The 22,369-nt window shown below is 66.9% G+C and carries 18 protein-coding genes; 14 read left to right on the plus strand and 4 right to left on the minus strand.

Annotated elements, in window-relative coordinates:
* Window positions 1-1,371, minus strand: a complete 1,371-nt coding sequence (locus tag AB0M22_RS38030; RefSeq protein WP_364737498.1) for an MFS transporter — start codon at window positions 1,369-1,371, stop codon at window positions 1-3.
* Between the two features lie 156 nt (window positions 1,372-1,527).
* Between AB0M22_RS38030 and AB0M22_RS38035 the strand changes: the two genes are divergently transcribed.
* From AB0M22_RS38035 to AB0M22_RS38080, 10 genes are all read left to right on the plus strand, one after another.
* Window positions 1,528-3,009 (plus strand): fumarylacetoacetate hydrolase family protein, encoded by a 1,482-nt coding sequence (locus AB0M22_RS38035; protein ID WP_364737261.1) that lies wholly within the window; start codon window positions 1,528-1,530, stop codon window positions 3,007-3,009.
* Window positions 2,970-3,689, plus strand: coding sequence for a GntR family transcriptional regulator (locus tag AB0M22_RS38040; protein WP_364737263.1), 720 nt, complete (start codon window positions 2,970-2,972; stop codon window positions 3,687-3,689). The genes AB0M22_RS38035 and AB0M22_RS38040 overlap by 40 nt, the downstream gene beginning before the upstream one ends.
* A 21-nt stretch (window positions 3,690-3,710) precedes the next feature.
* Window positions 3,711-5,237 carry a 5-carboxymethyl-2-hydroxymuconate semialdehyde dehydrogenase gene (hpaE, locus tag AB0M22_RS38045; protein WP_364737265.1) on the plus strand — a complete coding sequence of 509 codons (1,527 nt, stop codon included), beginning with the start codon at window positions 3,711-3,713 and terminating at the stop codon, window positions 5,235-5,237.
* A gap of 29 nt (window positions 5,238-5,266) precedes the next feature.
* Window positions 5,267-6,373: a 3,4-dihydroxyphenylacetate 2,3-dioxygenase gene (gene hpaD / locus AB0M22_RS38050; protein WP_364737500.1), complete on the plus strand. Its 1,107-nt coding sequence runs from the start codon at window positions 5,267-5,269 to the stop codon at window positions 6,371-6,373.
* A gap of 11 nt (window positions 6,374-6,384) precedes the next feature.
* Complete coding sequence (hpaH, locus tag AB0M22_RS38055; RefSeq protein ID WP_364737267.1) at window positions 6,385-7,170, plus strand: 2-oxo-hept-4-ene-1,7-dioate hydratase; 786 nt, start codon at window positions 6,385-6,387, stop codon at window positions 7,168-7,170.
* Window positions 7,155-7,961 (plus strand): HpcH/HpaI aldolase/citrate lyase family protein, encoded by an 807-nt coding sequence (locus AB0M22_RS38060; RefSeq protein WP_364737269.1) that lies wholly within the window; start codon window positions 7,155-7,157, stop codon window positions 7,959-7,961. The genes hpaH and AB0M22_RS38060 overlap by 16 nt, the downstream gene beginning before the upstream one ends.
* Before the next feature lie 24 nt (window positions 7,962-7,985).
* Complete coding sequence (locus AB0M22_RS38065) at window positions 7,986-9,401, plus strand: aldehyde dehydrogenase family protein (protein WP_364737271.1); 1,416 nt, start codon at window positions 7,986-7,988, stop codon at window positions 9,399-9,401.
* A 63-nt stretch (window positions 9,402-9,464) separates the two neighbouring features.
* Window positions 9,465-11,567, plus strand: coding sequence for an acyltransferase family protein (locus AB0M22_RS38070; RefSeq protein WP_364737273.1), 2,103 nt, complete (start codon window positions 9,465-9,467; stop codon window positions 11,565-11,567).
* Window positions 11,568-11,677: 110 nt separating this feature from the next.
* Window positions 11,678-12,598, plus strand: coding sequence for an alpha/beta hydrolase (locus tag AB0M22_RS38075; protein WP_364737275.1), 921 nt, complete (start codon window positions 11,678-11,680; stop codon window positions 12,596-12,598).
* Window positions 12,599-12,726: 128 nt separating this feature from the next.
* The gene (locus tag AB0M22_RS38080) at window positions 12,727-13,170 is read left to right on the plus strand and encodes a nuclear transport factor 2 family protein (RefSeq protein WP_364737277.1); all 444 of its coding nucleotides are present in this window, start codon (window positions 12,727-12,729) and stop codon (window positions 13,168-13,170) included.
* Between the two features lie 7 nt (window positions 13,171-13,177).
* On the opposite strand, the gene AB0M22_RS38085 is transcribed toward AB0M22_RS38080, so the two are convergent.
* From AB0M22_RS38085 to AB0M22_RS38095, 3 genes are all read right to left on the minus strand, one after another.
* On the minus strand, window positions 13,178-13,810 hold the full coding sequence (locus tag AB0M22_RS38085) for a hypothetical protein (RefSeq protein WP_364737279.1): 633 nt from the start codon (window positions 13,808-13,810) through the stop codon (window positions 13,178-13,180).
* An 80-nt stretch (window positions 13,811-13,890) separates the two neighbouring features.
* Window positions 13,891-14,655, minus strand: coding sequence for a hypothetical protein (locus AB0M22_RS38090; protein WP_364737281.1), 765 nt, complete (start codon window positions 14,653-14,655; stop codon window positions 13,891-13,893).
* A gap of 100 nt (window positions 14,656-14,755) precedes the next feature.
* A complete protein-coding gene (locus AB0M22_RS38095) occupies window positions 14,756-16,513 on the minus strand; it encodes a hypothetical protein (RefSeq protein ID WP_364737283.1) in 1,758 nt (585 codons plus the stop codon).
* Between the two features lie 178 nt (window positions 16,514-16,691).
* Between AB0M22_RS38095 and AB0M22_RS38100 the strand changes: the two genes are divergently transcribed.
* From AB0M22_RS38100 to rph, 4 genes are all read left to right on the plus strand, one after another.
* Entirely contained in the window at window positions 16,692-17,048 is a 357-nt protein-coding gene (locus AB0M22_RS38100; protein ID WP_364737285.1) for a hypothetical protein, read from the plus strand.
* Between the two features lie 114 nt (window positions 17,049-17,162).
* The gene (locus AB0M22_RS38105) at window positions 17,163-18,245 is read left to right on the plus strand and encodes a quercetin 2,3-dioxygenase (RefSeq protein WP_364737287.1); all 1,083 of its coding nucleotides are present in this window, start codon (window positions 17,163-17,165) and stop codon (window positions 18,243-18,245) included.
* A 32-nt stretch (window positions 18,246-18,277) separates the two neighbouring features.
* Window positions 18,278-19,642, plus strand: coding sequence for a pentapeptide repeat-containing protein (locus AB0M22_RS38110; RefSeq protein WP_364737289.1), 1,365 nt, complete (start codon window positions 18,278-18,280; stop codon window positions 19,640-19,642).
* A gap of 134 nt (window positions 19,643-19,776) precedes the next feature.
* Complete coding sequence (gene rph / locus AB0M22_RS38115) at window positions 19,777-22,368, plus strand: rifamycin-inactivating phosphotransferase (RefSeq protein WP_364737291.1); 2,592 nt, start codon at window positions 19,777-19,779, stop codon at window positions 22,366-22,368.
* Window position 22,369: the final 1 nt, after the last annotated feature.

Below are 22,369 nucleotides of genomic sequence, written 5' to 3' on the forward strand. Positions count from 1 at the left end.
TCAGACCCTCGTCATTCCTCTGATCGGGCTTACCGCCTGTGCCGCTTCATGATCGGGACCGAGCGGGATCGCGCGCCGGTCGCGCAGGAGCAACGTGGCCACGAAACTGACCACGACGAATCCGCCGAGATACAGCACGACCGACGTGGTTGTCCCGCTGGCGCGCACCAGCGCGGCGGCGATCGTCGGCGCGAAGGCACCGCCGAGGATCGCCCCGATCGCGTACGAAACCGCCACTCCGGAGAATCGGACCGAGGCCGGGAATAGCTCGGCGTAGAACGCGGCTTGCGGACCGTAGGTGAATCCGAGGCCGACGGTCAGCAGCGCCAGCCCGCACCAGAGCAGCCACGGGTTCCCGGTATTCACCAGCGGGAAGAGCGGGAACAATGCGGCAAGTAGGAGCACCCAGCCGATGAGATAGGTTGTGCGCCTGCCGATCCGGTCGCTCAGCGCGGCGCCGATCCAGGTGCAGATCAGCCAGGTGACGGCGGAGCCGGCGACCGCCCACAGCACCGGGCCGCGGGCGAGGCCGACCGGTCCATGCGGATCGGTGGCGTAATTCTGGATATAGCCGCCGGTGGTCATGTACCCCACCGCACTGTTGCCCGCGAAGGCGAACGCCGCGACCAGCACGAGCAGACCGTGTCTGCGGAACAGCTCGACGATGGGGGTCGTGGCCTGCTCGCTGCGTTCGGCGATCTCGACGAAGACCGGACTCTCCTCGACCCGCCGGCGAATGTAATGACCGATGAGGATCAGCACGATCGAGAGCAGAAACGGGACGCGCCAACCCCATTCGAGGAAGGCGTCGCCGGGTGCGATCATCGTCATCAATGCCAGCACACCGGAGGCGGATAGCAAGCCGAGCGGAACACCCACCTGTGGAGCGGCGCCGAATACCCCACGCCGGCCGGGTGGTGCGTGCTCGACCGCCATGAGCACCGCGCCACCCCATTCACCGCCGGCCGAGATCCCTTGCAGGATGCGCAGCAGGATCAGCAGGATCGGCGCGGCGAGGCCGGCGACCGCGTAGGTCGGCAGCAGGCCGATCAGGGTCGTCGCGCCGCCCATCGCCACCAGCGTGACCAGCAGGATGACCCGTCGTCCGTACTTGTCGCCGAAATGACCGGCGAGGAACGCGCCCAGCGGGCGGAACAGGAAACTGATCCCCACCGTGAGGAAGGACAGGATGGTAGCGATCCCCTCCCCGGCGGGCTGGAAGAAGAGCTTGCCGAAGACCAGGCCGGCGGCGCCCGCGTAGACGAAGAAGTCGTACCACTCGACGGTCGTCCCGACCACGGTGGCGAAAACGACTCGGCGGCGGTCGGTTTCGCTGACATTCGGTGGCCCAGACCGGGGTGGCGCGCTCATCTGGGACTCCTTCGGGTTGTGCTCGTCGTCGGCGATGCCGGGGTAGGTAGCGCCGGAGATCACGACGACTTCGAAATGCGATCTGCGTCACTTGCGGGTCGCTTCACCGATGATATACGATTTGAGATACGATGCAAGAGCGGTTTGAGGAGGTCCATGAAGATCGACATCGACGCAGGTGATCGTCGGTTTTCCGGCTTGCCGACCAGGCCGGGCAAGATCATCGCGGTCCATCTCAGCTATGCCTCCCGGGCGGATCAGCGGGGCCGTCGACCGGCGCACCCGTCCTACTTCCTGAAGCCGAGCAGCTCGGTCGCGGGGAGCGGCGGTGTCATCGAAAGGCCGCGCGGCACAGAGCTTCTGGCGTTCGAAGGCGAGATCGCGCTGATCATCGGCACTTCCGCTCGCCGGGTGCCGATCGAATCCGCTTGGCGGCATGTCGCCGCGATTACCGCGGGTAACGACTTCGGCCTGTACGACCTGCGCGCCAACGACAAGGGATCCAATATCCGATCCAAGGGCGGTGACGGCTTCACGCCGTTGGGGCCCGACCTGATCGATGCGCGAACCGTCGAGCCCGCGGTGCTGCGAGTACGCACGTGGGTCAATGGTGTTCTCGCCCAAGAGGACTCCGCGTCGGGGATGATCTTCCCACTCCCCCAGCTGGTTTCGGACCTCTCGCAGCACTTCACCCTCGAACCCGGCGATGTCATCCTCACCGGAACCCCGGCCGGCTCTTCGGTCGTCGTCCCCGGCGACGTGGTCGAAGTAGAGGTCGACGCACCCGATACGGTCGATGCGCCCAGCTCCGGGCGTCTGGTCACCACGGTCGTGCAGGGCACCCACGAGTTCGACGACGCCCTCGGTTCCCTCCCGTCGGCCGACGACACCCAGCGGATCGAAGCGTGGGGATCCCGTTCCGCCGCAGGGCTTCCCGCGACAGCGATCTCCGCGGAGTTGCGCGCCAAGCTGTCCAGGGTGCCGGTCGCGGCGCTGTCGCAGCAGCTTCGCAAGCGCGGCCTGAACAACGTGTCCATCGAGGGCGTGCGTCCGGTGCAGCCCGGAACCCGGCTCGTCGGCACCGCCAGGACCCTGCGGTTCGTGCCGAATCGCGAAGACCTGTTCCTCGCGCACGGCGGCGGCTACAACGCGCAGAAGCGGGTGTTCGACACCGTGGCGCCGGGCGAGGTCATCGTCATCGAGGCTCGCGGCGAGACCGGATCGGGCACGCTGGGCGACATTCTCGCCCTCCGCGCCCAGGTGCGCGGGGCCGCCGGCGTGGTGACCGACGGCGGAGTGCGTGACCACGACGCCGTCGCCGACATCGGTCTCCCGGTTTTCTCCGCCGGTCCGCATCCGGCGGTACTCGGCCGCAAGCACGTGCCCTGGGATTGCGACCTCACCATTTCCTGTGGTGGCGCCACGGTCCAGCCCGGCGACATCATCGTCGGCGACGGGGATGGTGTGATCGTCCTACCCTCGAACATCGCCGAAGCAGTGGTCGACGATGCGCTCGAGCAGGAGATCCAAGACGGCTGGATCGCCGAGCAGGTCTGCGCCGGTCATCCGGTGGCCGGGCTGTTTCCCCCCGATGCGGAATGGAAGGCGAGGTACCGACAGTGGCGGCAGAAGCAGTGAATTCCAGTGGTACGCAGAGCAAGTCCCAGCTCGCGTATCACTGGATCAAGGACCGGATCGCGCGGCAGGAGTACACGCCGGGCTACCGGCTGGTGCTCAGCGCCATCGCCAAGGATCTCGACATGAGCGTGGTTCCGGTGCGCGAAGCGATCCGGCAGCTCGAGGCCGAGGGCCTGATCACCTTCGAACGCAATGTGGGCGCTCAGGTTTCGATGGTGGACGACTCGCAGTATCGGCACAGCATGCAGGCGCTCAGCGTGCTCGAAGGCGCGGCGACGGCGCTGGCGGCCGGTCGATTATCCGAGGACGACCTGCGCCGGGCACGGGCGGTCAACGAACGAATGATCGAGTCCCTGGACGATTTCGACCCGAGCGCGTTCACCGCGCTCAACCACGAGTTCCACGCGATCCTGTTCACCAAGTGTGTGAATCCGCGCATCGTCACCCTGGTCGAGGCGGAATGGTCGCGCCTGGGCCACCTGCGCTCGTCCACCTTCTCCTTCGTGCCCGGCCGGGCGCACGAATCGGTACGCGAACACGAGAACATCGTGCACCTCATCGAGACCGGCGCCCCGCTCGGCGAGATCGAGCAGGTCGCCCGCCGCCATCGCTCGGCCACCCTCGACGCCTACCTGGCCCACGAGCACCCCGACGAACCCTCCGGCCTAACCGCCCTCTGAACCTCGAACCTGGAGTCGCTGATGACGAACGCGGTGCGCACCCCCGCCACCCCGCACATGCCCTCGGACCTACCGACGCGCATCCAGCACTACATCGACGGCGTGTTCGTCGACTCGGTGGACGGTGCGACGTTCGGCGTGCTCGATCCCGTTACCAACGAGGTCTACGTCCAGGCGGCCGCGGGTAAACAGGCCGACATCGACCTCGCGGTGATCGCGGCGACCAAGGCCTTCACCGCCGGGCCGTGGCCGCGGATGCTGCCGCGCGAGCGGTCGCGCGTCCTGCATCGGATCGCGGACATCGTGGAATCCCGGGACGCGCGGCTGGCCGAGCTCGAATCGTTCGATTCGGGGTTGCCGATCACGCAGGCGCTCGGCCAGGCTCGACGCGCGGCGGAGAACTTCCGGTTCTTCGCCGATCTCGTGGTCGCCCAGGTGGACGACGCCTACAAGGTGCCAGGGCAGCAGCTCAATTACGTCAACCGCAAGCCGATCGGCGTCGCCGGGTTGATCACGCCGTGGAACACCCCGTTCATGCTGGAGTCCTGGAAGCTCGCGCCGGCGCTGGCCACCGGAAACACGGTGGTGCTCAAGCCCGCCGAGTTCACGCCGCTGTCGGCGTCGCTGTGGGCCGGGATCTTCGAGGAGGCCGGGCTGCCGCACGGGGTGTTCAATCTGGTCAACGGGCTCGGCGCGGAGGCAGGCGACGCGCTGGTGAAACATCCTGGCGTGCCGCTGATCTCGTTCACCGGCGAGAGCCGCACCGGGCAGATCATCTTCGGCAACGCCGCCGCGTCGCTGAAGGGCTTGTCGATGGAACTGGGCGGCAAGAGCCCCGCCGTCGTGTTCGCCGATGCCGACCTGGACGCAGCCATCGACGCGACCATCTTCGGCGTGTTCTCGCTCAACGGCGAGCGGTGCACCGCGGGGAGCCGGATCCTCGTCGAGCGGCCGATCTACGACGAGTTCGTCGAACGCTATGCCGCACAGGCGAAACGGGTGGTCGTCGGCTATCCGCACGACCCGGATACCGAGGTCGGCGCCCTGGTGCATCCGGAGCACTACGACAAGGTGATGAGCTACGTCGAGCTCGGCAAGTCCGAGGGCCGTCTGGTCGCGGGCGGTGGCCGTCCCGATGGTTTCGAGACCGGAAACTTCGTCGCGCCAACGGTATTCGCCGATGTCGAGCCGGAGGCCCGGATCTTCCAGGAGGAGATCTTCGGCCCGGTCGTCGCGATCACGCCGTTCGACACCGAGGAGGAGGCGCTCGCCCTCGCCAACGGCGTCCGGTACGGCCTGGCCGCCTACGTCTGGACCAACGATCTCAGGCGCGCGCACACCTTCGCGCAGGCGGTCGAGGCTGGCATGGTGTGGCTCAACTCCAACAACGTCCGCGATCTACGGACCCCATTCGGCGGTGTGAAGGCCTCCGGGCTCGGCCACGAGGGCGGCTACCGCTCCATCGACTTCTACACCGATCAGCAGGCCGTGCACATCACCCTGGGCGCGGCGCACAACCCGACCTTCGGCAAGCAGGAACCATCGTGACCGTCACCCCAGACTCCCCCGAACCCGTTGTGACCGTTGCGGATCCGATCCGCGCGGGTAACCCCATTCGCACGCCGGAGGCCGCGCCGCCGGATGTGGTGCGGTGTGCGTACATGGAACTCGTCGTCACGGACCTGGCGCGATCACGTCGCTTCTACGTCGATATCCTCGGCCTCGTGGTGACCGAGGAGGACGAGAACACCGTCTACCTCAGGTCATTCGAGGAATTCATCCACCACAACCTGGTGCTCCGGCAGGGTCCGGTCGCCGCCGTCGCGGCGTTCGCCTACCGGGTGCGTAGCGCCGCGGAACTGGACCGGGCCGTCGAGTTCTACACCGAGCTGGGCTGCCGGGTCGAGCGGCGCGCGACGGGCTTCACCAAGGGCATCGGGGACTCGGTGCGGGTCGAGGACCCGCTCGGCTTTCCGTACGAATTCTTCTACGACGTCGAGCATGTCGAGCGCCTCGCCTGGCACTACGAGCTGTACGGCCCGGGCGCGCTGGTCCGGCTCGACCACTTCAATCAGGTCACGCCCGACGTCCCGCGCGCGGTGAAGTACATGGAGGACTTGGGCTTCCGGGTCACCGAGGATATCCAGGATGCCTGCGGCACGGTGTACGCGGCGTGGCTGCGGCGCAAGTCCACGGTGCACGACACCGCGATGACCGGCGGGGACGGGCCGCGAATGCATCACGTGGCGTTCGCAACCCACGAGAAGCACAACATCATCGCCATCTGCGACAAGCTCGGCGCGCTGCGGATGTCCGACCTGATCGAACGCGGACCCGGCCGGCACGGCGTCTCCAACGCCTTCTACCTGTACCTCCGCGACCCCGACGGGCATCGCGTCGAGATCTACACCCAGGACTACTACACCGGCGATCCGGACAACCCCGTGGTCACCTGGGATGTGCACGACAACCAGCGACGCGACTGGTGGGGCAGCCCGGTGGTACCGAGCTGGTACACCGACGCCTCACCCGTGCTGGACCTGGACGGCAACCCACAGCCGGTCGCCATGCGGACCGACGAATCGGAGATGGCCGTGACCATCGGCGCCGACGGGTTCTCTTACACCCGCAAGTCCGAAACCGACCGGACGCAGGGCGAATTCAAGCTCGGCGCGCAACTCTGAGAGGAGCATCGATGCTGCCCACCGAGGCGATCACGACGATCGCCGACGAGTTGGCCGCGGCCGAGCGGGACCGCCGCACCATCCCGCTGCTGACCGCTCGCTATCCCGGCATGACCGTGGCGGATTCCTATGCGGTGCAGAACGAATGGCGTCGCCGGGGCATCGAGAGCGGGCGGAAACCCGTCGGCCGGAAGATCGGGCTCACCAGCAAGGTGATGCAGGCGGCGACCGGCATCACCGAGCCGGACTACGGTGCCATCTTCGCCGACATGGTCTTCGACAACGGGTCGGTCATCGAGCACGGCCGGTTCGCCAATGTGCGGATCGAGGTCGAACTCGCCTTCGTGCTCGGCGCTCCGGTCGACGGTCCCGGCGCGACGATCTTCGATGTTCTGCGGGCCACCGAGTACGTGGTTCCGGCGCTGGAGATCCTGAGCTCGCGGATCGACCTGCCCGGCCGGACCATCGTCGACACGATCAGCGACAACGCGGCGATGGGCGGAATGGTTTACGGCGGCAATCCGGTGCGGCCCAACGAGATCGACCTGCGCTGGGTCTCCGCGTTGCTGTACCGCAACGAGACGATCGAGGAATCGGGGGTCGCCGCCGCCGTACTCAACCATCCCGCGACCGGAGTTGCCTGGCTGGCGAACAAGCTCGGCGAGCACGGCGATCGGCTGGACGCCGGCGAGATCGTGCTCGCCGGGTCGTTCACCCGCCCGCTGTGGGTCGAACAGGGCGACACCATCCTCGCCGACTACGGACCGATGGGAACGATCTCATGCCGATTCACCTGAATCGGACGTTGCGCGATGCGCTGGCCGACGCCGACCGGGCGCTGTACGGCGGGTGGATCACCACCGGGTCGCCGGTGGTGGCCGAGATCATGGCCGGGTCCGGGCTCGACTGGGTGCTCATCGATATGGAGCACGCGCCGAACGGGTTGGAATCCGTTCTGGCGCAGCTGTATGCGGTGTCGGGCTATGCCGTGACGCCGGTCGTGCGGGTGCCGGTCGGCGATACCGTGGTCATCAAGCAGGTCTTGGATCTGGGGGCCCAGAACATCCTGGTGCCGATGATCTCCACGGCCGAACAGGCGCGGAATGTCGCTGCGGCAGCGCAGTATCCGCCGATCGGGCGGCGCGGAGTAGGGAGCGCGCTGGCGCGTTCCGCACGCTGGAATCGCATCGACGGCTATCTCCCCCATGCGGCCGAACATGTTTCGGTGTTCGTGCAGATCGAGACCCTGGAGGGCATCGAGAACGCTCGCGCTATCGCCGAAACGCCGGGCATCGACGGTGTTTTCGTCGGGCCCAGCGACCTCGCGGCCGCGATGGGGTTACTCGGTCAGCAGACCCATCCCGACGTCACCGCACAGGTGCGCAAAGCCTTCGCCGACGTCATCGACGCCGGAAAACCGGTAGGCGTCAACGCTTTCGATCCGGCGCAGGCGACGGCCTACGCCCACCACGGGGCGACGTTCCTGCTGGTCGGCGCGGACGCCGCCCTGCTCGCCCGCGGCTCCGAAGCGCTCGCCCATCGATTCATCGGCTCGCCGCCCGGCGAAACACCCCGCGGCAGTTACTGATCGCCCACACAGAAGGACCTGGCCATGACGTCAACGGCAGTCAGCTACGACAACCTCCTCGCGACCATCACCGACCCCGACGGGCGGGCCATCCCCGACCCCGCGACCGGAGAGGTGGTTGGACGAGTCCGTTTTCAGCCCGTCGAGGAACTCGACGCGGCGATCGCCCGCGCCCGTACAGCGCAAATCGCTTGGGCCGCACGCAGCGATGAGGACCGCGTCGATCTCCTGTTGCGCGCCGCCGACGCCGTCGAAGCCGCGACCGAGCCACTCGCCGAACTGCTTTCGCGGGAACAGGGCAAGCCGCTCAACGGCCCCAATGCCCGTTTCGAGGTCGGCGCCTGCGTCTCGTGGCTACGGGCCACTGCGGCAACGACATTGCCCGGCGAGACGGTGGTCGACGACGAGACCACCCATGCGGAGCTGCGCTACCGCCCGCTCGGCGTGGTCGGCGCGATCGGCCCGTGGAACTGGCCGATGATGATCACCATCTGGCAGATCGCCCCCGCGCTGCGGATGGGCAACACCACCGTGGTCAAGCCCTCGGAGTACACCCCGCTGAGCGTGCTCGCGCTGGTCGAGGTGCTCAACAGCGTTCTGCCCCAGGATGTTCTGCAAGCGGTCGCCGGTGCGGGTGACGTCGGTGCCCGCCTGGCCGGCCACCCGGACATCGACAAGGTGATGTTCACCGGATCCACCCGAACCGGCCAGGCCGTGATCAGGAGTTCGGCCGACACCGTGAAACGACTGACCCTCGAACTGGGCGGCAACGACGCGGGCATCGTCCTGCCCGACGTAGACCCGCAGGCGATCGCCGACGACCTGTTCTGGGGTGCGTTCATCAACACCGGCCAGACCTGCGCCGCCATGAAACGCCTCTACGTCCACACCGACGTCTACGACGCCGTCTGCGCGGCCCTCGTCGAGATCGCCGCGAACACGCCGATGGGTCGCGGGCTGCACGAAGCCAATGTCCTTGGCCCGCTCCAGAACCGTCAGCAGTTCGACATCGTCTCCCGCTTGGTCGAAGCGGCCCGCGCCTCGGGGGCCACGCTGCTCACCGGCGGTGACCCCGATCGCACCGCCCCCGGCAACTTCTATCCGCTCACCTTGGTCGCCGACATCGACAACGACAACCCCTTGGTCGCGGAAGAACAGTTCGGTCCGGCTCTCCCGATCGTCCGCTACCACGACGTCGAGGACGCCATCACCATGGCCAACGCCCTCGACGTCGGCCTCGGCGCATCGGTCTGGAGCGCCGACAAGGCCACCGCCCGCACCATCGCCGCCCGCCTCGAAGCCGGCACCGTCTGGATCAACTCACACGGCGGCGTCCACCCGATGATCCCGTTCGGCGGCGTCAAGCAGTCCGGCTACGGGCTCGAATTCGGCGTCGAAGGCCTCAAATCCGTCTCCGCACCCCAGGTCGTCAACGGCTGACCGGCACCGGCGGGTTAGCGGTGGATTCGCCGAAGGGGCGGTCAGCGCAGTAATCTTCGTACGGTGTCCATTCATCGCCCACTATGGACCCTTCCGCCGGACGAGCGTGTAACCCCGCCGGACCAGTCCGCATCGACCAGCTATCGCGCGGACCTGGACGGGCTGCGCGGGCTGGCGATCGCGCTGGTCGTGGTGTTCCACGTGTGGTTCGGGCGGGTGTCCGGGGGCGTGGACGTGTTCCTGGTCCTGTCCGGTTTCTTCTTCACCGGACTGCTGGTGCGACGGGCCGAATCGACCGGGTCGGTGGGTGTAGCCCACACGCTGCGGCGTACCGCTCGCCGGCTGATTCCGGCGATGGCGGTCGTGCTGGCCGCGATCGTGGCCGCGACGGTGATCATGCGGCCCTACACGCAGTGGTCGGACGTGGCGGCGCAGACGTTGGCCTCGATGTTCTACTACCAGAACTGGCAACTCGCGCTGACCTGGTCGGACTACCTGGCCGCGGATCCGTCGGTGAGCCCGCTACAGCACCTGTGGTCGATGTCGGTGCAGGGTCAGTTCTATCTCGTCGCGCTCGCGCTGGTCGCCGGGACCGCCTGGGCGTGCCGGCGCAACGAATGGACAGCTCGGCTGCGACCGGTGCTGGGCGTGGTGATCGTCGTGGCCGCCGTCGCGTCGTTCGGCCTCGCCGCGACGGGGACGGCCACCCATCAGGGCTGGAACTACTACGACAGCTTTGCCAGAGCGTGGGAATTGCTCGTCGGCGCGGGCCTGGCCATCGCGGCCCCGTATCTACGCCTGCCGCAGAAACTTCGGTTCGGGTTGGCGGGGCTCGGCCTGGCCGGTGTCGTGCTGTGCGGGTGGTTGATCCTCGACGGGGCCAACCGATTCCCCGGCCCGTACGCCCTGCTGCCGGTCGGTGCCGCCGCGGCGCTGATCGTCTCGGGCAACAACCTCGCCGCCGATCAGCGGCCGCTGTTCAATCGGCTCCTGTCGACGCCGGGGATTCGCTGGCTCGGGGATATCGCCTATCCCCTGTACCTGTGGCATTGGCCGATCCTCATCTTCTACCTCGCCGAACGCGGTCAGCCCAATGCGGGACTGCTCGATGGTCTGGGCATCATCGCGGTCTCGGTGGTCCTGGCCTTGGTCACCCACCGCGTGGTCGAGGAGCCGCTGCGGGTGCGCTCGCAGGGCGGCGCGGATCATTCGATCCGAGCCCGGCGCACCGCCACCTGGGTGGTGACGGCCGCGGCCGTGCCGATGGTCGCGGTCACCGGGCTGTGGCAGATCGCGGTGGGGGTCAGTCCGCCGCGACCGGTCGGCGCCTTGAATCCGACGCTGTATCCCGGAGCGGAAGCCTTGGTCTCCGGCAGGCCCACGCCGCACGCGCGCATGCGGCCGACGGTTTTCGAAGCCCCCGCCGACGCACCCGCACCTACCGGAGACGGCTGCATCGCCGACTGGGACAACGCCGAACTCATCACCTGCACCTACGGCGACCCGGACGCCGAGCACACCCTCGCCGTGGTCGGCAGCTCGCACGCCGAGCACTGGCTGCCGGCGCTGGAGGTGCTGGCCGAGCGGCATCCGTTCCGCATCCAGGTCTATCTGAAGATGGGCTGCCCGCTCACCCTGGCCGAGGACGCGACGTACAAGGGCGAGCTGATCCCCGATTGCCGCGACTGGTCCCAGCAGGTGATCGAGCGGCTCGGCGCCGACCGGCCGGATTGGGTGTTCACCACCGGCACCCGGCCGCGCGACGACACCGGCGACGAGACCCCGCCCGAGTACCTCGACGTCTGGTCGGCCCTCGGCGAACGCGGCCTCAACGTCATCGCGATTCGCGACACCCCGTGGTTGCGGAGCAACGGAGTTCGCTACAAGGCCATCGACTGCTTGGCCAAGGGCGGCGATCGCCTCAGCTGCGGGATGAAACGCACGGACGCGCTCGACCCGATCAACCCCGAGCTGGCGCCGACCTGGTCGTTCCCGAACGTGTACCCGATCGACCTCACCGACGCGGTCTGCGAAGGCGCGGTGTGCCCGGTCTCCATCGGCAATATCCTGGTCTACCACGACGAACATCATCTGACCGCAAGCTATTCGCGCTCACTGGCCGACGAGCTCGGCCGTCGGCTACAGCCGTTGCTCGGCTGGTGGTAGGAGCCCCCGAATAGCGGTGGTGAAATCTCGGTGCGCGCAATAGTGTCCGGCCGCGCGGCATCGAGTACGTTGGCAACGATGTCGTCGGTGTTGCGGGAGTATTGAGGATCGTGGTCAGCGGAAGAATTCGCCGAGCCTGGAAACTGGGCTTGGCGACGCTCCTCGCGGTCGTCGCCGTCATCGCCGGAAATACCGCCACCGAACCGGTTTTCACCGCCGCGGTAACCCTCGATACCGCACCGGCCGTGCCTGGCGTCCCGCTGCGCCTCGCCTACGGCGCCTCCCCCGACATGTTCGGTGATCTGTATCTCCCCACCACCGGCGCCGCGCCGTATCCCGTGGTCGTGCTGATCCACGGCGGCGGCTGGTCGCAGAATCGCACGCTCGACCATGTCGGGCCGCTGGCCGCGTCGCTGGCGCAGGCGGGCGTCGCCGTGTGGAACATCGAGTATCGGCGGGTCAACGGCGTCGGCGGCTGGCCGATCACGCTTACCGACGTCGATGACGCGGTGCGGTCCCTGGCCACCGTGGTGAACCTGCGCTCCGGCAATCGGCTCGATCTGCAACGGGTCCATCTGGCCGGGCATTCGGCGGGTGGGCAGCTGGCGGCGTGGGTGGCCGGCCGGCAGACCACCGGTACGGAACGCGCGCTCAACCCGATTCGCATTCGCAGCGCCACCCTGATGGCCGGCGTGCTGGATCTGGAGTTCGCGGTGAACAACGGACGTGACGGGTATGTCCGCAAGCTGCTCGGCGGGCGGCCCGACGACGTCCCGGATCGCTATCGAATGGCTTCCCCCATCGCCCACCTGCCCGTCGGCGTGCGGATCAGCGCCCTGCACGGCGACCGGGACACCGTCGTTGCCCCCGCGCAGAGCCGGCGCTACGTCGCCGCCGCGCAACGGGCAGGCGAGACCGCAGATCTGCAAATCCTCGACGGGATCGGTCACGGCGAGTTCGCCGACGCCAACTCACCGGCGTGGGCGGCCGCCCGCAAAACCATCCTCGAGCACGTCGCCACACTCCGATAACCCTTACCGCGCAAGCCCTTTGGCCCGCCTCGCCAGCCGATCGGCTGGCGAGTTCAGCTCGTCAGGGGCTGTGCCCGAATCGTCGCGGCCGACGGCGTTCAGTTCTCGTTATCGCTTTAGGAGGCTAGGTGCTCGACATTCAGGAGATCTCCGACCGGTTGGAGATTCAGGAATTGCAGGTGGCGTATTCGACCGCGATCGATAGCCGGAATTTCGAGGCCTTGGACAATGTGTTCGTGCCCGAGGCCGACATCGACCTGACCCCGTTCGGCGCTATCGCGGGCAAGCTCCCCGAGATGAAGAAATGGCTCGCCGAGAGCATGGCGCAGTTACCCGCCTCCCAGCACCTGCTGGGCAACCCGGAAATCCACGTCGACGGCGACCGGGCGACGGGGCGGGTGATGTCCTACAACGCGATCGCGTTCCCGGCCGAGGACGGCGAATCACCGATCGCGCTGCTCGGCATGTGGTACATCGACGAGTATGTCCGCACCCCGCAGGGCTGGCGGATTTCCCGGCGCGGCCAGGAGCGCAGCTGGGCCCAGGGATTACCGACCGCACCCGCGAACTGACCCTCGGTTACGCGTGACCGCCGCCCAGTCCCGGCTTGTCCAGTCGTGGCTGGGTGCCGAAGGTGGGGCGGTTGGTGGTTTCCACCGGCTCCGGCACGTCGGCTATCGGACCGCGGGTGTCGGCGCGAGCGGCGACCTGACGCTGGGCGAAGGCGATATCGCGGGCGGTGCGCACGGACAACCGGCCCAGTGAGGTGGCGGCGAAGAACAGGATGAGCGCGCCGAGGCCGTAGAAGAAGGTCAGTTGCAGGACGGCGCGTTTCAGGTCGGAGGTCGCGACCGGGTCGCCGTGCGAGCCGATGCTCAGCGCGTCCGCCAGAAACGGTCCGATGATGAACCACAGGCCCGCCGCCGCGGCCAGCCAGCCGCCGAAGCCGGCGACCAGGCGGTTACGGCTGGCCAGCATCAGCCAACCACCGACCACCGCGGTCGCGCCGGGCAGGACCTCGAGCCAGCCACGCGCCGAGGTCCACACCCAGGAGTCGTCGGGGGTGTAGGCGAAATCGAAGTACGGCCCGATGAACGGAATCAGGGCGCCCCAGATCCCGAGCAATAACACCGCGAGCCCGCCCAGGGCTCCGCGGCTGCGCGGAATCCTCAGCCTGGGGCCGCGGTCCGCGGAAACGTTGTCGACGTTCATCAGAGCCTCCATTCGTCGAAGTAGCTGCGATTACCGCGTACCCTCGACGGACGGACATATGCACAGGATGCATAAATAGCTCAGCGCGGCGGCCGCCATTCGATTCGACCGCCCTGGAAATCCTGGGCCCGGCCGCCGTTGTAGTCGTATTCGTCGCTGATCGGATAGCCGTAGCGACCGTTTTCCCAGTTCTGGCTGGCCCAGATGTCCCGGATCGCGCCGACGATCACCCGCGCGCCGGTATCGGCCGACCAATAGATGGAGCCGCCCTCGAAATGCTGTCCGGCCCCATTGTTCTTGGCGCGGAATTCGTCGGTGGCGGGGAAGCCGAGCCGGCCGTCCTCCCAGGACAGCGTGGCCCACTTGTCCCGGATCGCGCCCCAGGTGTTGTGCGCGCCGGTCGCGCGCGACCAGTGGATGGTGCCGCCCTCGAAGTGGTTGAAACGACCAGGCTTTCGGGTCGCCAGCTCTCGGGTGGTGGGATAGCGCAACGCGCCGTCCTCCGCGCCGAGGTCGTCCCATTTGGCGCGGATCGCGCCGCCGATCTCGTTGGCGTGGCCGTCGGAGACCAGCGGATGCCAATAGATCGAGCTGTCCTTCTCGAACTCCTGGTGGCGGCCGCCGCGGGAGGCATCGGACTCCGCGTTCACCGCCAGACCGAAGAAGCCGACGCCGCCGGCCTCGTCGTATTCGATCCGGATCGCGCCGTAGATCGGATACGGCTGCGCGGAGGCCTGGGTGGTGCTCAGGGAAAGAGTGGTGAGCGCCGCGAGGACCGTGGCGGCGCGGACCATTCGGGCCGCTCGACGTCGACCATGCTTCGGATACCGCGGATCGGGTGACATGACCCCTCCTTGCGCCCCAGGTATTCGACCCATTTTACTTGCGCCCGAGCGCTTTAGACAGGTCCGCAGCGCCACTTGACAACCGGGTATCGGGACGCCGCTACCGGTAGTAGACCTCGAGTTCCGCGATCGAGGTGAAATAGGAACTGCCGCCGGGCTTTCCGACGATCCGGACCCCATCACCGGCCAAGGTGGCGAAGTTGAAGGTGTAGCTCTTGAACGCGCCGGCCCTGGGCGTATACGGATACCGGGGCTCGACTTTCGTATTCTGCGCGTCGATCCACTGGAAGTTCTGCCGCACCTGAACGCGCAATCCGGCGGCGAACCAGCCTCCGTCGTCGAACATTTCGCCGGTCGTATAGACGACCTGGTTCAGCAGATAGGGCTTCGACCAGGTGAAGCCCCAGTAGTCCAGGTCCTTGTTCTCCTGGTCGAAGCTGTTCTCGCTCTTGGTGAAATCGCCGTCGTTGTAGTACTCGGTATGGCCGTAGTGTGCGGATTTCTCGATCGGGGTGACGGACGCGCCGCTGTAGGCGAGGTTGTCCCGCGGGTCCGGCTGGTTCGCCGGCGACTGCGCACTGAACGGTTGCAGCGCCAGTTTCCGCAGGTTGAAGCTGTACGCGGTGTCGCCGCCCGCGCTGCCCACCCACCAGTTCGACTGCACCCACATCGAGGTGCCGTCGGGCGAGATGAACTTGGACGGGATGGTGGTGGCGTAGCCGCCGTTCTTCGGACCGGGGCAGCCGGGTCCGCGACCGAACCACGGATAGCCGCCGAAATCCTTGGTGAGGAACAGTTTCCAGGGTCCCCACGGCGAGGGCGCTTCATAGAACTCGAACGTGTACTCCGTCCATGACGTGTACAGGTACCGATTCAGCGCCTTGACGTACACCACGCCGCCCTGCGAGATCACCGAAAGATTGTGCGGGGACTCGCGATAGTTGCGCAGCGTCGTGTACTGCCGCCGGGTGTCGCGCAGCACCGCGCGGCGTTCCTCCAGCTGTTTGCTCCACCGTGGCTTGTCGCCGTCGAGTCCGGCGAAGAACTCCCACCGGTTGCGTTGCTCGACAGCGTCTTTCGGTGCGCGCGCCAGGTACAGGTCGAACGGGTCGGCTACGGTCGCGGTAAAGGACCCGCGCCAATTGCCGTCCAGGCCATAGGCATAGACGTAGCGCGCGGCATCCGCGCCCAACGCCGCCGCGGCATCGCCGGAGTCCCGGCCGAAGTCGATGAAGAAGATCGTGGTGAAGACTCCCCCGGTGAACATCGGCTGCTGCGTCTTGTGCCAGGTCTGCCCGTGATCGTCCGACCACGAAACGCTGGCGGCAGGCGCGTCATTGAACGCGATGTCCTCGTGCCCGGCCCGCAGGTCCTGAATCGCCAGATAGAGCCGCCCGTCCACGCAGACGATCCCGGTCGGCTTCCGGTTGTACCGCTCGGGATCTCCCCACACGGCCCCGACCTCATCCGACACCGCCAGTACCTCACCGGTGAACCCGTTCTTCGGATCGCCGCTGATCCGATTGACCGCGATGTCGTGCCGCGGTCCGTCCGCGAACCCGCTGCCGTCTCCGTTGACCGAATACAGGTTGTCGTCGTCCGCCCAGCAGGTCACCCACAGGTCCCCGTCGCTCTCGCTGTCGACCTCGAGCGCGTTCCCGACCGCCACGGTGGCGAAGAACGTACTCAACTCCGAGGCGGGAGTGTCGGGCACCGTCGGTTTCTCGCCGGCGCCATGCTCGGACTCGACCGCGGGCACCCGCGACTGGGCCGACCCAGCACCCCCGAGCCCGACTGCCAGCACCCCCGCGGCCCCCGACACTCCGGCGATGAACCGCCGACGACCTAGCCCGCTCACCGCCGCCACCCCGGACCCACACCGATAACGCTGTTCACGCACACCATCTTTCGAGCAAAACCAATTACCGGCACCGACAGTAGCCGTTACCGGCGGCGAACTCTTTCCGGCCACGGCGCACCGTCCGAAAGATCAGCAACTCTACGATTCATCTACCGAGACCAGAGAGTGAGCACGCATGGAGATCGAGGAAGGTCGGACGAGTGCACCCACGCGGTGGGCGGTCGCGATGTGGGGTGTCATCATCGCGGTGCTGGCCGCGCCGGTCGCGGCCGCGCTGGTCGGGATCGTCTACCGGTTCCCGATCCCGTTCGGTGACGACGCGCGCGGCATCGCCGAGGTCGGCAACGCGGCCATGGCGTCGGTGTTCTACCTGATCAAGGGCGAGGGATTCGTGCTGGCGGCGCTCGGTGGCGGCGTCGGCTACTTCCTCGCCAGAGCCCTCGGCCCGGGTCTGTTCCGCCCGCTGGCCCTGTCCGTCCTGGCCGCTTTCGGCCTTGCCCTGCTCGGAGCCATCAGCCTCGCCTCGATGTAACCGATTGCGGCGCCTCTGGTTCGGACTGCTACAGTCCGAACCAGGCAGTGACCTAAAATGTGGCCTTACAACCGTTTTGGCGGCGACCCAGGCCCGGGTGCTGTGTTCGGAGCTATGGCGACTTTCGACATTCCGGCCGTCGACGAAGTGCATTCACTCGTCCCGGCAATCGATGAACTTCCTGGGCGTTGCGTCCCCTATTATTTGGCCGCCGGGGAAGGTGAGCGGTACGAACTCGGCGGGCAGCTGATCACGATCATCGCGCGCGCCGAAGACACCGGCGGGCAGTTCGGTGCGGCATATGTGTACGGCGGCAAGGGAATCGAGACACCGTTCCTTTCGCACGAGCGGGAGCATCGGTTCCTGCACGTCACCGACGGACAGCTACAGGTGTGGCTGCCGGGCGAGACGCAGGTCCTCGTGCCCGGCGCGTCGGTCGCGATTCCACCTGGAACACCGTATGCCTACCGCATGCTCGCGCACCGCACGCGATTCCTGAGCTGGCTCACCGGCGGCGACGGTCACCGGTTCGCGCAAGCAACGGGCCGCGAGACGACATCACATGTCTTCGACATCGCCGCTGACCAGCCGATATCTGCCGGTCGCCGATCCGAACTGGCGGCTCAGTTCGGCATACGAATCCACGATCTCGAAAAGCACGACCTCCCACCGCGAACCGGCACACGGCTGCCGCCCGACGAAACGCCCTACGTCCTGGACGCCGGCGAAGGTGACCGCTGGGCAAGCATGGACCAACTCAATTCCCATCTCGCCCGCTCACGCAATACCGGCGGAACCTACTTCGCCCTGCACACCAGCGGAGGCAAGAGCCCCTACATCCCCCGCCACTTCCACCGCAGGCACACCGAGAACTTCCTCTGCCTGGACGGCCGAATCCTCTTACACGCCAACGGCACCGAAATCCTGCTCACTAAAGGCGACTTCCTCCACGCCCCAGCAGGCACCATCCACAGCTTCGCCTTCGACGGCCACAACACCCAAATGCTCGGCCTACTCACCACCGACATATTCGAGAAGTTCTTCGAGTACATGAACACACCGACCCAGGCCCACATACACACCGAAGGCGGCGACATGCGTTTCCCCACCGAAGGATTCGCGCGAGCCCGCGCCGAACTCGACCTAGAGGTAGTCGGCCCACCACCCGAGCGACGCCATGATCGCCGAGTCGGCTGACAAGCGGTGCACAGGTAGTCATCATCAGTCCCATGGCCACGCGCTCCTCTGCTGAAAACGATGCCGAGCAACCGTTTCGGGTGATGCCGTGGTGGCTCGTGCTCGGCGGTTTCGTCCTGGCGATCGGGTTCGGACTGCTGGTGACGTGGTGGCTGTGGAACATCGCGGACACCGGCGGCGCGTCCCGAGCGGCGCTGCGCATCGACGCCGTCCGCACGGGTTTGACCGTGGTCGCCGGGACGGGTGGCGCGGTGGGACTGCTGCTGGTAGGACGGCGTCAGTGGCTGAACGAGCGGACCCAGCAGCACCGGGAACAGGTCGACGCCATCACCCGGGCGCATCAGGAACGCGTGCAAGCGCACGTCGAAGCCACCGCGGCGGCCGATCGAACTGCCCGGGATCGCGCCATGGAGATCTCGGAGTACGACGCGACCGAGCGCAGGGTCACGGACCTGTTCGCCAAGGCGGTCGAGCATCTCGGCTCGGACAACGCGCCGGTCCGGCTGGGCGGGGTGTACGCGCTGGAACGGCTGGCGCACAACAACGAGCGCTATCGGCATGCGACGGCCGATGTCCTGTGTGCCTACCTGCGCATGCCGGTGCGCCGGGAGGCTTCCGACGAAGAGCACGTGCGGTTGGCCATCCAACGCATCGTGACCCGCAGAATCCGGTCGGGGCCGGACAGTTGGGCCGGTTTGCGGCTCGACCTCGCCGGTGCTCGACTCGACGGATTCGACGCGGCGGGATGCGATTTCAACGATGTCGACTTCACCGGATCGACCTTCGCCGGGTCGACCACCTTCGACGACAGCAGGTTTCACGGCGAGGCGCGGTTCGGCGGCGCGAAGTTCCTCGGCGACGCGTGCCTGCGCCGAACGCAGTGGCACGTTCCGGTGGACTTCAGCGGCGCGGACTGGCAGTCCGCCGTCAACTTCGACGAGTCGGTGTTCGAACAGCACGCGCGCTTCGACCAGAACAGGTTCGGTGATCAACGAATCTCGTTCCGCGAGACCACCTTCAGGCGGACGGTCACCTTCGACCACAGTCGCCTGGGCGAGGCGACCTTCGGCCGGGCCGGTTTCGAGTCCAATGCGTCGTTCGAGCATGTCGAATTCGGCGACGCCGTGTCCTTCCGCGGCGCGGTATTCGGTGGTATCGGGATGTTCCGGCGATCGGTTTTCACCGGTGCCGTGGATTTCAGTGATGCGCGATTCGGTGAGCACGTGTCCTTCGACCGCGTCGATTTCACCGGCGGCGTCAGCTTCGGACCGGGTCCGATCGAGCGAATGAGTGCGGTTCGTGCCCGGATCGGCGTGCACTCGATCCGCCAGCTACCAGCCGCCTGGATCGAGCAACCACTCGATGATGAATGGGTAGGCCTCGCACCGAGCGTTTGAATGCTCCGGCCAGCGCAGGGCGCTGTTCCCTTCCCCCTTCTACTGTATACACGATTCCGGGCCCTCATGAGACATCGGATTGTGGTCCATAATCGCTCGCGATATGCCGAAACCACCAGGTGAGGAGTAGCGGGATGGCCTTTGTGCTCGGCTTCGGGGAGATCGATCGGACGCAGGTTGCGGTCGTGGGGGGCAAGGGGGCGAACCTTGGGGAGTTATCGCGGGTCGAGGGGGTGGAGGTGCCGGCGGGGTTCTGTGTGACGACGGAGGCGTTTACGCGGGTTGTGGGGCCGGAAATCGAGGATCGGCTGGTGGAGTTGTCGCGGCTGGAGCCGGAGGATCGGGCGGCGATCGGCGTGCTGAGTGCGGACATCCGGCAGGCGGTCGAAGGGCTCGCCATTCCGGAGGATGTGGCGGCCGAGATCGTCGATGCGCATGCTCGGCTGGGAACCGAGGGTGCCTATGCGGTCCGCTCCAGTGCGACCGCGGAGGATCTGCCGAACGCGTCCTTCGCGGGCCAGCAGGACACCTATCTGAACATCGTGGGGTCCGGAGCGATCCTCGAACACGTCAGCCGATGCTGGGCTTCACTGTTCACCGAGCGAGCCGTTACCTATCGTCTGCGAAACGGTTTCGGCCACAAGTCGATTCAGATGGCGGTAGTCGTACAGCGGATGGTGTTCCCGCGCGCCGCGGGCATCCTGGTCACCGCCGACCCGGTCACCTCCGATCGGAGGGTCGTGTCCATCGACGCCGGCTTCGGTCTCGGCGAGGCCCTGGTTTCCGGCCTGGTGAACGCCGACATCTACCAGGTGCGCGACGGCAATATCACCAGCAAGACGATCGCCACCAAGAAACTCGCCGTCGAGCCGGTGCCATCGGGCGGAACCGAGGTGCGGGAGATCGCCCAGGAACGCCGCAACGAGCCCGTCCTCTCCGATGCCGAGGTGCTGCGGCTCGCGCAGCTCGGCCGCCACATCGAGGCGCATTTCGGCAGCCCCCAGGACATCGAATGGTGCCTGGATGGCGACGCGATCCGCATCGTGCAGAGCAGGCCGATCACCACGCTGTTCCCGATTCCTGTTGCCGCCGACGAGGAGAACCACGTCTATGTGTCGGTCGGCCATCAGCAGATGATGACCGATGCGATGAAGCCGCTGGGAATCTCGCTGTGGCAGCTCACGAGTCGCGCGCCCATGCGGGACGCGGGCGGCCGGTTGTTCGTGGATGTCACCAGGGCGCTGACCTCGCCGAAGACCAGCGCAGGTCTGGTCGCGGCACTCGGCAAGTCCGATCCCCTGATCGGCGACGCACTACAGACTGTGGTCGATCGAGGCTTCGTTCCTCGAGTGCCAGAACAGGTTTCCACAGCCACACCGCCGCCGGCACCAGCACCGATCGAGACCGATCCGAGCATCGTCACCGAGCTGATCGCCGCAAGTGAGGCCTCGCTCGATGCTTTGACCCGCGACATCAAAGCCGAGTCCGGACCGAGTCTGCTCGACTTCATCAAGACCGACATCCAAGAATTGCAGCGAGTCCTGTTCACCCCATTGGGTTTACAGGTGATCAACGCCGCGATGGACGCCTCGTTCTGGCTCAACGATCAGCTTCAGGAATGGCTGGGCGAAAAGAACGCCGCCGACGCGCTCACCCAATCGGTTCCCGGGAACGTGACGTCGGAGATGGGCCTGGCCCTGCTGGACGTCGCCGACGTGATCCGCCCGCACCCGGAGGTCGTGGCCTACCTGCAACAGGTGGAGCAGGCAGGAAACGACGACTTCCTGAACGAACTGGCGCAATACCAAGGCGGCCAAGCGGTCCGGGCCGCGATAGAAGACTTCCTGGACAAGTACGGTATGCGCTGCGCCGGCGAGATCGACATCACCAGACCACGCTGGACCGAACGCCCCGCCACCCTCGTGCCGACAATCCTCGGCAATATCAAGAACTTCGGGCCCGGCGCGGGCAGGCAGCGCTTCGACGACGGCCTGCGCGACGCCGAGCAGACGAAACTCGAACTCCTGCAACGCTTGCGCGCCCTGCCGGACGGCGAGCAGAAGGCCGAGGAGACCGAGCGGATGATCGACCGCGTCCGTACGTTCTCCGGGTATCGGGAGTATCCGAAGTACCGCATGGTCAGCCGCTATTACGTCTACAAGCAGGCGCTGCTGCGGGAGGCCGAACGTCTGGTGTCGGCGGGCGTTCTGCGCGACCCCGAAGACATCTTCTACCTGAGGTTCGACGAACTCAGCGAGGTGGTCCGAACGCGAAGCGCGAGTGCGCAACTCATCGATGAGCGCAAGGAAGCATTTCGCACGTACCAGACGCTCACCGCGCCACGAGTGCTCACCTCCGACGGCGAGACCCTGACCGGGGCATACCGCCGCGAAGACCTGCCCGCGGGCGCGCTGCCCGGAATGGCGGTGTCCGCCGGGACGATCGAGGGCCGCGCCCGCGTCGTGTCCGACATCGCGCAGGCCGACCTCGAAGCCGGCGACATCCTGGTCACCGCCTACACCGATCCGAGCTGGACCCCGCTGTTCGTCGCGATCACGGGCCTGGTGACCGAGGTCGGCGGCCTGATGACGCACGGCGCGGTGATCGCCCGCGAGTACGGACTGCCCGCGGTCGTCGGCGTCGAGCACGCCACCGAGTTGATCCGCGACGGGCAGCGCATCCGAGTGCACGGCACGGACGGATACGTCGAGATCCTGCCGGACTGAA

Origin of the sequence: Nocardia sp. NPDC051756 (genome assembly GCF_040681495.1) — a bacterium.
Classification (GTDB): Bacteria; Actinomycetota; Actinomycetes; order Mycobacteriales; family Mycobacteriaceae; genus Nocardia.

What these genes read in the sequence shown, in the direction of transcription:
- AB0M22_RS38030 (WP_364737498.1), bottom strand. Translation starts at nt 1,371, where the DNA reads ATGAGCGCGCCACCCCGGTCTGGGCCACCGAATGTCAGCGAAACCGAC.
- AB0M22_RS38035 (WP_364737261.1), top strand. Translation starts at nt 1,528, where the DNA reads ATGAAGATCGACATCGACGCAGGTGATCGTCGGTTTTCCGGCTTGCCG.
- AB0M22_RS38040 (WP_364737263.1), top strand. Translation starts at nt 2,970, where the DNA reads ATGGAAGGCGAGGTACCGACAGTGGCGGCAGAAGCAGTGAATTCCAGT.
- hpaE (WP_364737265.1), top strand. Translation starts at nt 3,711, where the DNA reads ATGACGAACGCGGTGCGCACCCCCGCCACCCCGCACATGCCCTCGGAC.
- hpaH (WP_364737267.1), top strand. Translation starts at nt 6,385, where the DNA reads ATGCTGCCCACCGAGGCGATCACGACGATCGCCGACGAGTTGGCCGCG.
- AB0M22_RS38060 (WP_364737269.1), top strand. Translation starts at nt 7,155, where the DNA reads ATGCCGATTCACCTGAATCGGACGTTGCGCGATGCGCTGGCCGACGCC.
- AB0M22_RS38065 (WP_364737271.1), top strand. Translation starts at nt 7,986, where the DNA reads ATGACGTCAACGGCAGTCAGCTACGACAACCTCCTCGCGACCATCACC.
- AB0M22_RS38085 (WP_364737279.1), bottom strand. Translation starts at nt 13,810, where the DNA reads ATGAACGTCGACAACGTTTCCGCGGACCGCGGCCCCAGGCTGAGGATT.
- AB0M22_RS38090 (WP_364737281.1), bottom strand. Translation starts at nt 14,655, where the DNA reads ATGTCACCCGATCCGCGGTATCCGAAGCATGGTCGACGTCGAGCGGCC.
- AB0M22_RS38100 (WP_364737285.1), top strand. Translation starts at nt 16,692, where the DNA reads ATGGAGATCGAGGAAGGTCGGACGAGTGCACCCACGCGGTGGGCGGTC.
- AB0M22_RS38105 (WP_364737287.1), top strand. Translation starts at nt 17,163, where the DNA reads ATGGCGACTTTCGACATTCCGGCCGTCGACGAAGTGCATTCACTCGTC.
- AB0M22_RS38110 (WP_364737289.1), top strand. Translation starts at nt 18,278, where the DNA reads ATGGCCACGCGCTCCTCTGCTGAAAACGATGCCGAGCAACCGTTTCGG.
- rph (WP_364737291.1), top strand. Translation starts at nt 19,777, where the DNA reads ATGGCCTTTGTGCTCGGCTTCGGGGAGATCGATCGGACGCAGGTTGCG.